Here is an 11,773-nt window from a genome sequence, read left to right on the forward strand (position 1 = left end):
TATGAAGAATATAAGAGAGATTGCTAAGGAGAAGATTCTGATTCTCGACGGTGCCATGGGTACAGAGATTCAGAAATACAATTTAACGGAGGATGACTTCCGTGGTGAGCGATTCCGCGACGTGCCGGGCATGATGAAGGGCAATAACGATATGCTCAACATCACTCGCCCTGATGTCATCTCGGATATTTACAGACGCTATCTGGAGGCGGGTGCCGACATCATCACGGCGAACACCTTCTCGTGCCAGCGTATCTCGCAGGCAGATTATCACCTGGAGGATTGCGCCCGCGAGATGGCTTTCGAGGGTGCACGATTGGCGCGCATCGAATGCGACAAGTTCTCAACACCCGACAAGCCACGCTTCGTTGCTGGAGATGTGGGACCTACCAATAAGACTTGCTCCATGAGTCCGGACGTCAGCAATCCTGCCGCCCGGGAAATTACCTACGATGAACTTTTCGCCGATGTCTGCGAACAGGTGGATGGTCTCATCGAAGGCGGAGCGGATGTCATCCTCATCGAAACCATCTTCGATACGCTCAACTGCAAGGCGATGATTGATGCTGCCATCACCATGATGAAGAAGCACGGGGTGGAGCTGCCTATCATGATCAGTCTTACGGTGAGCGACCTGGCGGGAAGATCCCTCAGCGGTCAGACCGTAGATGCCTTCCTGGCGTCGCTCTCTCCTTATCCAATCTTCTCCGTGGGCATGAACTGTGCCTTCGGAGCGCCTCAGATGAAACCGTTCATCGAGCATCTGGCAAAGGTTGCACCTTATTATATTAGTGCGCATCCTAATGCCGGACTGCCTAACGAGATGGGGCAGTATGATGAAACCGCAGAATCGATGGCTCCACAGATTGCCGAGTTCATCGACGAAGGCATTGTCAACATCATTGGCGGCTGCTGTGGAACCAGTCCTGAGTTCATCGCTCATTACGCCCGAAGTGCCGAGGGCAAGAAGCCTCATCAGGTGGTAGAGAAGCCTAAGTACATGTGGCTCTCGGGCTTGGACTTGTTGCAGGTGGATGATTCCGTTCATCTGCCAGTAGATGCCAGCCGCTTCGTGAATGTGGGCGAACGCTGCAACGTGGCTGGTAGCAGGAAGTTTCTGCGCTTGATAAATGAAAAAGGTTACGAGGAAGCCATCGGCATTGCCCGCAAGCAGGTGGCAGATGGTGCTGCCGTGGTGGATGTAAACATGGACGACGGACTGCTCGATGCCAAGGCCGAGATGGTGAACTTCCTCAACATGATAGCGGCTGAGCCGGAGATAGCCAAGGTGCCTGTGATGATCGACTCCTCGAAATGGGAAGTCATCCTTGCCGGACTGAAATGCTGTCAGGGCAAGTGCATCGTGAACTCCATCTCCCTGAAGGAGGGCGAAGAGGTGTTCCTCTCGCATGCACGCGATGTGATGCGATATGGTGCAGCCGTGGTGGTGATGTGCTTCGACGAGGTGGGACAGGCTACCACCTACGAGCGCCGCATCGAGATAGCCGAGCGTGCCTATCGCCTGCTGGTGGATAAACTGGGCATGAATCCCCTCGACATCATCTTCGACCCTAACGTGCTCGCCATTGCCACAGGTATGGAAGAACACGACAACTATGCCGTGGAGTTCATCCGTGCCACTGAATGGATTCACAGGAATCTGCCGGGAGCGCATGTCAGCGGAGGTGTCAGCAACCTCTCGTTCTCGTTCCGCGGCAACACCTATATCCGTGAGGCCATCCACTGCGTCTTCCTGCATCATGCCCAGAAGGTGGGTATGGACTTCGGTATCGTGAATGCCAAGGCGAGAATGGATTACAACAAGATTCCTAAGGATCAGTTGGAACTCATAGAGGATGTAGTGCTCAACCGCAGAAAGGGAGCTGCCGATGACCTCATCGAACTGGCTGCCGAAATCAAGGCAAAGGCGGATGCGGCTAAGGCTGCAGCCAAGGCGGGTGGTGCTCCGGCTCCGAAACCAGCTGCGCCTGAGTGGAGAAAACAGCCTGTAGAAGAAAGATTGAAATATGCCCTGCAGAAGGGAATCACCGAGTTTCTGCAACCGGATATCGACGAGGCATTGCAGAAATATCCGCATGCCGTGAACGTCATCGAAGGTCCGCTAATGGATGGTATGAACCTAGTGGGCGAACTCTTCGGAAGGGGAGAGATGTTCCTGCCGCAGGTGGTGAAGACCGCCCGTACGATGAAGGCAGCGGTTTCCATCCTCCAGCCACATATCGAGGCGGAGAAACAGGGTGGAAGCACCACTGCCGGAAAGATTCTGATGGCCACCGTGAAGGGTGATGTTCATGACATCGGCAAGAACATCGTCTGTGTGGTGATGTCGTGCAACAACTACGATATCATCGACCTGGGCGTGATGGTTCCTGCCGAGCAAATCGTAAAGAAGGCGATAAAGGAGAAAGTGGATGCCGTAGGACTGAGCGGCTTGATTACCCCATCGCTCGAGGAGATGGTTCATACAGCCAAGGAGATGCAGAAGGCAGGTCTTCGCATCCCTATCATGGTGGGTGGAGCAACCACGAGCGAACTGCATGTGGCACTGAAGATTGCTCCGGTGTATGATGGTCCGGTTATCTGGGTGAAGGATGCTTCGCTCAATGCTGGTATCTGTGCCCGTTTCCTCAACGAGGCTGAATGCCCTAAGTTTGTGGCAGAACTCAACGAGCGATACGAGCGGCTGAGAAATGAATATCATGAGCGGCAGGCTAAGATTGCTTCGCTGGAGGAAGCCAGAAAGAACAAATTAGAGTTGTTTTAAAATAGGATAAAAAAGGTATTAGTAAAAAGGATAATATGATCAAGACCGTAATTTTTGATATGGGTGGCGTCGTAATCACCCTCGACGAGAACGAGGCAGGCAAACGCTTTGTTGAGTTAGGAATGAAGGAGTTTGCCGATAAAATGGATCCCTACAAGCAGTCGGGATTGAACGGCGACCTGGAAGAAGGAAAGCTTTCTGAAGAGGAATACCGCCAGAAGGTGAGCGATAAGGTAGGTCGAGAGGTGAGCTTCGAGGAACTGCAGCATTGCTGGCTGGGCTACATGAAGGAAGTGCCTGCCCGCAAGCTGATGACCATCAGGAACCTGAAGAAGCAGGGCTATCGCGTGGTTCTGCTCAGCAACACCAACCCATACGTTTCAGCCTGGACCGACAGCGAGGAGTTCTCTGGCGACGGTCATCCCATCGGCGATTACTTCGATGCGATGTACCGCAGCTATGAGGTGAAATACATGAAGCCCGACGAGAATTTCTTCCGTTATGTAATAGCTGCAGAGAAGGCATTGCCGGAGGAGTGCCTCTTCATTGATGATGGTGCCCGCAACTGCTGTGCCGCTTCAGAAGTAGGTCTTTTCACCTATTGCCCAAAGAACGGAGAAGATTGGTGTGATAAAATCTACGATTATCTGAAGTAATAATCAGATATATTGATTTCAGGTAACGATTTCAAGTAATGATTTATGGTGATTATTTGCAGCCCAACTGCAAATAATTGCCATTTTATTTTGCATTCTGCAAGAAATAATGTACTTTTGCAGTCGCAATAATTAAATAATAAGATAATGGTTAAGAAGAAAAGATGGCATTGCTTGCCTGGTCAGCCTCTTACAGAGCTCGACAAGCAGGTGATGTATTGGGAAAATAAGGGTAAGCTGGTGCCTACCCGTGACTTGATTAAGACTCCAGAACAGATAGAAGGTATCCGCAAGAGTGGTGTCGTTAATACGGGCTGTCTCGACGCCGTTGCCGAGATCATCCGTCCGGGTTTGAACACCCAGGAAATTGACGACCTCTGCATGCAGTATTGCAAGGATAATAACGCCATTCCTGCCTGCCTCAACTACGAAGGTTATCCTAAGAGCGTATGCACCTCTATCAACGAGGTGGTTTGCCATGGTATTCCTAAGAAGGAGGATGTGCTCCAGGAGGGCGATATCATCAACGTAGATATGACTACCATCGTAGATGGCTACTACGCCGACGCCAGCCGTATGTTTATCGTGGGCGGCAAGACTACTCCTGAGAAGGAGCAGCTGGTTCGCGTGGCCAAGGAGTGCCTGGAGATTGGTATGGAGGCTGCAAAGCCTTACAGCTTTGTGGGTGACATCGGTCACGCCATCGAGAAGCATTGCAAGAAGTATGGCTATGGTGTGGTTCGCGATCTTTGCGGTCACGGTGTAGGTTGCCAGTTCCATGAGGAACCTGAGGTGCTCCACTATGGTCATCGCGGTACCGGCATGCTGCTCGTTCCGGGCATGGTGTTCACCATTGAGCCAATGATCAACATGGGAACCTACAAGGTGTTCATCGATGCTGACGATCCATACGGATGGGAGGTAATCTCTGGCGATGAGAAACCATCAGCACAGTGGGAACACACCCTCGTAATGACCGAGACAGGTGTGGAGATTTTGACACACTAGTGTTAGTTAATAGTTGATAGTTTATAGGGCATTCTTGCTTGAGTCTCATGGATAAGGTGGTTTATGCTATAAACTATAAATTATAAATTATAAACTTTGATATAATGAAGGATATATATATATTAGGTATAGAGAGCAGCTGCGACGATACCTCTGCCGCAGTGCTCAAGAATGGAGTATTGCTGAGCAACGTTACCGCCTCTCAGGAAGTGCATCGTGCCTACGGCGGCGTGGTACCAGAGCTGGCTTCCCGCGCTCACCAGCAGAACGTGGTGCCGGTGGTTGACCAGGCAATAGCCCGTGCAGGCATCAAGAAGGAAGACCTCTCGGCAGTAGCCTTTACCCGTGGTCCGGGTCTGATGGGTTCGCTGCTCGTGGGCGTGAGCTTTGCCAAGGGTTTCGCCCGTTCGCTCAATATTCCGATGATTGATGTCAACCACCTGCAGGGTCATGTGATGGCGCATTTCATCAAGGAGAGCGATGACGACCAGAGTGCACCTCCGTTCCCATTCATCTGTCTCCTCGTGAGCGGTGGAAACTCACAGATTGTGAAGGTGAACGCATATAATGATATGGAAGTGCTGGGGCAGACCATCGACGATGCGGCTGGCGAGGCGATTGACAAGTGTGCCAAGGTGCTGGAGTGGGGCTACCCTGGTGGTCCTGTCGTGGATAAGTATGCCCGTCAGGGTAATCCGAAGGCTTTCAGCTTTGCCGAGCCACACATCCCAGGCTTGAACTACAGCTTCTCTGGTTTCAAGACCAGTTTCCTCTATAGCCTGCGCAAGTGGGTGGCTGCCGATCCTGACTTCGTTGAGAAGAACAAGTTCGATTTGGCTGCCAGCATCGAGTTCACCATCGTGGATATCCTGATGAAGAAGCTGCGCATGGCAGTGAAGCAGACGGGCATCAAGCACGTGGCAGTGGCTGGAGGCGTGAGTGCCAACAATGGTCTGCGCAATGCCTTCCGCGACCACGCCAAGCGATTCGGCTGGACCATCTACATCCCTAAGTTCAGCTACACCACCGACAATGCGGCGATGATCGGCTGCGTGGGAACCTTCAAGTATCGTGATGGTGATTTCGCAACCATCGATCTTCCTGCATATAGTAAAGTAACATTTAAGTAAGTAAGAAATGGAATTTGAAACAAAAATATTGAGCAAGGGCATCCAGGAGATGCTCTATAACAGTGACAAGACAGTAGGCACAGCTGAGAGCTGCACAGGCGGACGTATCGCCGAGGCACTCATCTCCGTGCCAGGTGCCAGCAATTACTTCAAGGGCGGTGTGGTAAGCTACACCAACGAGGTGAAGGAGAACCTTCTGGGCGTAAGCCACGAGGTATTGGAGGAGAAGACAGCCTACTGCGAGGAAGTGGCAAGAGAGATGGTGCTGGGCGCCATCAAGGCATTGAATGTTGATTTCGCCATCTCTGCAACAGGCGTATCGGGTCCTACCGGCGGCACACCAGCCATACCAGTGGGCACCATCTTCGTAGGCTTCGGCAACAAGGACGATGTTCGTGTGGTAAAACTCACCGAAGATTTCGGTCGCGACATCAATCTTGCAATCGCCACAAATACAGCACTTAAAGGCATGCTCGACTTCCTGAAAGAGCATCAGGAAGAGCTTACCCACAAGTAAGATAATATCCCCAAAAAGGGCGTTTCTAGATAAAAATATCTTTAGAAACGCCCTTTTCTTCTTAATAAATCTTAAAAGAAGCGTTTCTTCCGCCCAAAGTTTTGCGTATTCAAAAAATATTTGTAATTTTGCACTCTGTTTGGAATAGGTATCAATTAACGAATTACAAAATTAAAGATAGAAATGTCTAAGATTTGTCAAATTACAGGTAAGAAGGCACAGTTAGGTTGCAATGTGTCTCACTCAAAGCACCGTACAAAGAGAAGCTTTGACGTTAACCTCTTCAGCAAGAAATTCTACTATGTAGAAGAGGGTTGCTGGATCAGCCTCAAGATCAGTGCTGCTGGTCTTCGTCTTATTAATAAAGTAGGTCTCGATGCTGCCTTGAATCAGGCAGTAAAGAAGGGCTATGTAGATTGGAAGGACATTAAAGTAATAGGAGAATAAATATCATGGCAAAGAAAGCAAAAGGTAATAGAGTACAAGTTATCCTCGAGTGCACTGAGCATAAGAACAGTGGTATGCCAGGTACAAGCCGTTACGTGACTACAAAGAATCGTAAGAACACTCCTGAGCGTCTTGAGTTGATGAAGTACAACCCAATCCTTAAGAAGATGACTCTTCACAAGGAGATTAAGTAAGCTAGCTTACAAGTTTATAAACAAATTTATCAATTTAAATAGACTATGGCAAAGAAAGCGGTCGCTACCCTCCACGAAGGTAACATGGATGGTCGCGCATATACAAAGGTTATCAAGATGGTTAAGAGCCCTAAGACTGGTGCTTATGTTTTCGATGAGAAGATGGTACCAAACGAGGCTGTTAAGGACTTCTTCAAGGATTAATTTCTAGGGGTTATCCCCCCAGGATGAATCTTATTGAAGATTCGCATAAATACAATAAGGTCACTATACTCTTTTTAGGGTATTGTGACCTTTTTTTTGTTTTCTCTTTAGTTTCTCTCTTATTTCCTCTTCAGCATCATTCTTCAACCAGTTTAAGGATATGGAACCGGGTCATCATAAATGGTACAATAGAAATCTTCATCAAAAACAAAAGTTCATCTTATTGGAAATTTTTCTATCTTTTTCTTTGCTGATTCAAAATAAAAGCTTATCTTTGCAGGCGAGACAGGTAAAAAAGAAATTAATATCTGTTGAGTGAATAAACAAGATCAATAACTTTTAAGCCAACTGCTTATGAAAAAGAAGATTTACTCAGTTTGTCTGTTTGCTGTGATGGGATTAATCTCTGTCCAGGCACAAGGACTCATGAAGCCGAAAGCCAAGGCTGTACCCGAAAAGGCTATGACAAGCAGCAAAACACTTCCTGAATTAGTGCGCACCGACCAGATGCGTACCGTGGATGCTGCTGAAATAGAAGGTCAAACCGTCAAGAAAATCCTGCCGGTTGCTTTCCTCCATTCTGATGGCGCCGAAGCTGGTCCGGAAGGAAAGATAAGTTATGACCTGCAGGGCAATATCAGTCAAATCAGCTATTCTGATGAGAGCGTTGAAACTTTTGATTATACCTACAATGCCCAGCATAAGTGGGTTACTCTTCAGCACACCAAGATGAATGCCCAGAAAGAGGAGATTGCTAAGTTCAAAACCGAGCGCAGCTTTGATGCAAAGGGACGCCTCCTCAGCATCCATGCAACAGGATTCGACTATGATACGCAGGAATGGTATCCTGTGAGTGATCATGAATATAGCTATGACAAGGAGACCGAAACCCTGGATGAAAGCATGCAGGCCTATGTGGTTAAGGATCTTACCTATGAAAAGGTGGGCAACAGATATATGGCTCATGGCACTGAATATGTATGGTATGAAGCTGCCAAGGCTTTCATAGAATGCAAGAGTGATGAGTACCGTCAGGAGACCGTGGTGCTGGATGGGAACAACTATACCAAAGTGCGAAAATATTATTACGGCAACAGTAGCAGCGATGAGCCAAATTGGTGCGATTACGATAAATGCGAGGCTTTGGTTAACCAGCCTGCTGAAGGCTATGTTACGCTAACATACTATCGATCATCTGATGGCGTGAACTGGGAATTCAATGAAAGAATTGCACAGACCCAAAACTTCGACTCCAGCTTTGCTGTAAACGACGGGAAGCATAGAGAAAAAACTGTTTACAGCTACGACGAGTCAACACTGCAATATCAGATTCAGAGAAAAGATGCTTACGACTGGGTGAATCATCCAACCCTCAATCTCGTAAAGCATACCCATTTTTATTACGATGATGGTGAGTTAAAAGATGTTAACACTACCTATGAAAAGGTGGAAAATGGTGATTTCATCAGCGATAACTCGGAATACTATATCGCTGCTGACAACAGTTATACGGTATTAAAATATCCTGATAATTCAGATGAAGTTCTCCTTACATTCTATGATGCCCATGGCAAGGAAACCAGACGCATCAGATCGGGGGAGGATGTTCAGAAATGGCGTTCTCCTAGCGTCATGGAAGAGTATGAGAATGGTAAATGGGTGGCGCTGAAGAATGCTACAATTACACTGGGTGCCGGTTCTGAAAACCATACTACCGTCAAGACCAACGAATTGGGATATGGTGTATGGTCGGAAATCTATGAAGATGGTAAGCTTAGCGAAACAAGTGAGATAAAATATACAGATAACGGATACGTGGCTACTTATTATGAGGCAAACGGCAATGGCGTGATGTATCTGGAAGAAATAGAATCGGCTAAACTCCTGGCTGATGGCTCCACGGAAATCATCTATACGGATTATGACGAGGATGGCGAGATTGAGGAAAAGGAGCGCACCGTGGTACAGATTGACGGCATTGAAACTTACTATAATTGGGATGAGGATGCCAACGACTGGAAAATTTCACACATGAACATTCCGCCTGTTTCATCAACAAATGCTGATGGTGTGAGTGTTACCATTCTTCGTAGATGGAACGGCGAGGCTATCGAGGAATACCAAACTATCCTGGAAGATAAGAATGCTGACGGTACAAAGAAATGGACAGAAATTTACAACAAGGAAGATGGGGAGTGGAAACCTAGCCAAAAGACAGAATATGCAGCTTATTCTTTCGGGGCTGTATCATGCACGCTGCCTAGCAATCCGCTGCCTGCCATCATTCCGCAGAGTCTCTTCAACGACTTCTTCCTGGTTCCTGCATGCGAGGGCGTTTCTGAAATCTCTTACGGATGGAATGAGGAGACGAACAGTTGGGATACTGCTAATTCTTCTTTCCGTGACTTCTCCTATTCTGAGCGCCAAGAAGATGGTTATAAGATAGTAGAGGCTTTCTACAGAGGTAAACCATATACCTATTATATTGACAGCAAGAATCGCCTGGTTGTTTATGAGGGTCCTGATGGTCCTGCGCGTCTCTTTGACTATGATGAGGAAGGAAGAGTTACTCAGATGACCTTTAGAAGCAACGAGGTGGAGTCCTATGTCATCGAGTATGGTCAGGTAGAGGTATCCAATGGCATTTCTGCTCCTGCAGTCCAGCTTGCTTCTCATCTCCGCATTGCCGGCAAGACCATTACAGCCGCTGGTGTGAAGCAATTGCAGCTGTTCTCTGCCGATGGCAAGTTAGTGGGTAATAGCCTGAACGGAACCATTACGGCTCCATCATCCGGCATCTATATCGTGGTTGCTGATGGAAAGAGATTGAAAGTAGTATTATAAACATTTATAGAAAAAGTGGGTTAGCCAATAAGACTAATTCACTTTTTTGTTCCTGTATCATCCATCGTCATTGCTATCCGTACTAATCAAAAAAACAACATCCTGCGAAAATGATTCTAAGATATTTTATCCTTTTCCCACATCTTCATAAAAAAAATACTAAAAGATATGCGAAATCTCAAATATTATTCGTATATTTGCAGTGGTTTTCAGAGGTTTGTCTGTTTTCTAATGCAACACTAAAACAGATGATGCCAATGATGCTACATAATCCCGGACCTTCAGAGACCACCGGGACTCCTAAATATATTCTAACTAACAGTGTTGCTAGATGAAAAAAATGAAAATCAAAAGCTTTTTGATTGCGTCTTTGGCTGCATTCTCTCTTACAGCAGGCGCACAGTCGTTGTCGCCTAATACCAAGTGGCATTGGGACAAAGGTACTATCGTAGTGGAAACTCCAGAACGTCCTGCTGGACAGCAGAACGTATTGGGACTCAGGGCTCCAAAGTTGCAGACCGTGCGCGTGGGATTCGTGGGTCTTGGTATGCGTGGACCATGGGCGGTGATGAGATTCTGCCACATTCCTGGTGTTGAAATCGTGGCTCTTTGCGACTACGAGGAGGAGCGCGCTGAGAAATCGCAGGAATTCCTCCGCAAGCAGGGCTTGAAACCGGCTGCCATCTACAGCGGAGAAAAGGGTTACGAGGAACTGTGCAAGCGCCCAGACATCGACCTGGTTTACATCGCTGCCGACTGGAACCACCATTTCCCAGTGGCTCAGTGTGCCATGGAAAACGGCAAGCATACTGCCATCGAGGTACCTAGCGCCATGAATCTCGACCAGTGCTGGAGTCTGATCAACATGAGTGAGAAGACCCGCAAGCATTGCTTCATCCTGGAGAACTGCTGCTACGACTATTACGAGATGAACGCCCTGGCTATGGCTCAGGACGGCGTGTTCGGCAACATCATCCGTGCGGAGGGTGCCTACATCCACTGCCTGGAAGACTTCTGGGATGCTTACTGGAAAGACCCTAATGATAATGACAAGGACAATCTGCACTGGCGTATGAAGTACAACATGGAGAACCGTGGTGACGTTTATCCTACTCACGGCTTGGGTCCTGTGGCTCAGTGTCTGAACATCCACCGTGGCGACCGCTTCACTACATTGGTTGCTATGGATACAGAATCTTTTGTAGGTAAGGATTGGGTTTCCAAGAAGAGCGGCAAGGAGTGCAAGAAGTACCGCAATGGCGACCATACCACTACCTTGATGCGTACAGCTAAGGGAAAGGTGGTAGAGATTCAGCACAACGTGATGACTCCGCAGCCATACAACCGACTGTTTAAGTTGACCGGTACCAAGGGTTACGCTACCAAGTATCCTACCGAGGAGTTCGCCCTTTCAGGCGATGCACTGAAGGGAACAGGAGCACCTCAGATGGATAATCTCAATGCTCACGGCTTCATGAACGCCCAGCAGAAGGCTGCGCTGGTGAAGAAATACTATCACCCAATTTTGAAGAAGTATGGTGAACTGGGCCGTCAGATGGGTCACGGAGGAATGGACTTTATCATGGATTCCCGATTGGTTTACTGCCTGCAGAATGGTTTGCCATTGGATATGGACGTTTACGACTTGGCAGAGTGGTGTGCTCTGGCAGAGTTGGGTGCCATCTCTATGGATAACAACTGCGCATCCGTAACCTTCCCTGATTTCACCCGCGGTTTCTGGAACAAGGAGCAGGGTTACAAACATCAGTATGCTTCTCCAGCAGACGAGGCTGCTACCGAAGCTGCCGCAGCTGCCTACACCAAGGCTCAGAAGGAGGCTACCGCCAAGTATAATCTGTGGAAGCTCTATGATGCTGTGGCCGCTGCCAAGAAGACAAACAACGCCAAGGCCGTGAAGAGTGCTACAGCCAAGTACAACAAGGCTGTGGCTGCTGCCAAGAAGGCGATGGTTGCCAAGAAATAGGGAT

The 11,773-nt window shown here is 48.2% G+C and carries 10 protein-coding genes; all 10 read left to right on the forward strand.

Annotation, left to right across the window (positions count from 1 at the left end; all coding sequences use genetic code 11):
* Position 1: 1 nt before the first annotated feature.
* Positions 2-2,785 carry a methionine synthase gene (gene metH, locus KUA49_RS09730; RefSeq protein WP_218411478.1) on the forward strand — a complete coding sequence of 928 codons (2,784 nt, stop codon included), beginning with the start codon at positions 2-4 and terminating at the stop codon, positions 2,783-2,785.
* 35 nt (positions 2,786-2,820) lie between these two features.
* A complete protein-coding gene (locus tag KUA49_RS09735) occupies positions 2,821-3,441 on the forward strand; it encodes an HAD family hydrolase (protein WP_218411477.1) in 621 nt (206 codons plus the stop codon).
* A gap of 144 nt (positions 3,442-3,585) precedes the next feature.
* Positions 3,586-4,449 carry a type I methionyl aminopeptidase gene (map, locus tag KUA49_RS09740; protein ID WP_218411517.1) on the forward strand — a complete coding sequence of 288 codons (864 nt, stop codon included), beginning with the start codon at positions 3,586-3,588 and terminating at the stop codon, positions 4,447-4,449.
* Between the two features lie 104 nt (positions 4,450-4,553).
* Entirely contained in the window at positions 4,554-5,579 is a 1,026-nt protein-coding gene (tsaD, locus tag KUA49_RS09745) for a tRNA (adenosine(37)-N6)-threonylcarbamoyltransferase complex transferase subunit TsaD (protein WP_218411476.1), read from the forward strand.
* Between the two features lie 7 nt (positions 5,580-5,586).
* On the forward strand, positions 5,587-6,096 hold the full coding sequence (locus KUA49_RS09750) for a CinA family protein (protein WP_218411475.1): 510 nt from the start codon (positions 5,587-5,589) through the stop codon (positions 6,094-6,096).
* 183 nt (positions 6,097-6,279) lie between these two features.
* Positions 6,280-6,543 (forward strand): 50S ribosomal protein L28, encoded by a 264-nt coding sequence (rpmB, locus tag KUA49_RS09755; RefSeq protein WP_006849044.1) that lies wholly within the window; start codon positions 6,280-6,282, stop codon positions 6,541-6,543.
* A gap of 5 nt (positions 6,544-6,548) precedes the next feature.
* Entirely contained in the window at positions 6,549-6,737 is a 189-nt protein-coding gene (gene rpmG, locus KUA49_RS09760) for a 50S ribosomal protein L33 (protein ID WP_006849045.1), read from the forward strand.
* Between the two features lie 45 nt (positions 6,738-6,782).
* The gene (locus KUA49_RS09765) at positions 6,783-6,941 is read left to right on the forward strand and encodes a DUF4295 domain-containing protein (RefSeq protein ID WP_006849046.1); all 159 of its coding nucleotides are present in this window, start codon (positions 6,783-6,785) and stop codon (positions 6,939-6,941) included.
* Positions 6,942-7,295: 354 nt separating this feature from the next.
* Positions 7,296-9,785 (forward strand): hypothetical protein, encoded by a 2,490-nt coding sequence (locus KUA49_RS09770; protein WP_218411474.1) that lies wholly within the window; start codon positions 7,296-7,298, stop codon positions 9,783-9,785.
* A gap of 340 nt (positions 9,786-10,125) precedes the next feature.
* Positions 10,126-11,769, forward strand: a complete 1,644-nt coding sequence (locus KUA49_RS09775; RefSeq protein ID WP_218411473.1) for a Gfo/Idh/MocA family protein — start codon at positions 10,126-10,128, stop codon at positions 11,767-11,769.
* Positions 11,770-11,773 lie beyond the last annotated feature (4 nt).

The sequence above is a fragment of the Segatella copri genome (assembly GCF_019249655.2).
Taxonomy (GTDB): Bacteria; Bacteroidota; Bacteroidia; order Bacteroidales; family Bacteroidaceae; genus Prevotella.

Coding starts and splice junctions, on each gene's coding strand:
- metH (WP_218411478.1), top strand. CDS start 2: ATGAAGAATATAAGAGAGATTGCTAAGGAGAAGATTCTGATTCTCGAC.
- KUA49_RS09735 (WP_218411477.1), top strand. CDS start 2,821: ATGATCAAGACCGTAATTTTTGATATGGGTGGCGTCGTAATCACCCTC.
- tsaD (WP_218411476.1), top strand. CDS start 4,554: ATGAAGGATATATATATATTAGGTATAGAGAGCAGCTGCGACGATACC.
- KUA49_RS09750 (WP_218411475.1), top strand. CDS start 5,587: ATGGAATTTGAAACAAAAATATTGAGCAAGGGCATCCAGGAGATGCTC.
- rpmB (WP_006849044.1), top strand. CDS start 6,280: ATGTCTAAGATTTGTCAAATTACAGGTAAGAAGGCACAGTTAGGTTGC.
- rpmG (WP_006849045.1), top strand. CDS start 6,549: ATGGCAAAGAAAGCAAAAGGTAATAGAGTACAAGTTATCCTCGAGTGC.
- KUA49_RS09765 (WP_006849046.1), top strand. CDS start 6,783: ATGGCAAAGAAAGCGGTCGCTACCCTCCACGAAGGTAACATGGATGGT.
- KUA49_RS09770 (WP_218411474.1), top strand. CDS start 7,296: ATGAAAAAGAAGATTTACTCAGTTTGTCTGTTTGCTGTGATGGGATTA.
- KUA49_RS09775 (WP_218411473.1), top strand. CDS start 10,126: ATGAAAATCAAAAGCTTTTTGATTGCGTCTTTGGCTGCATTCTCTCTT.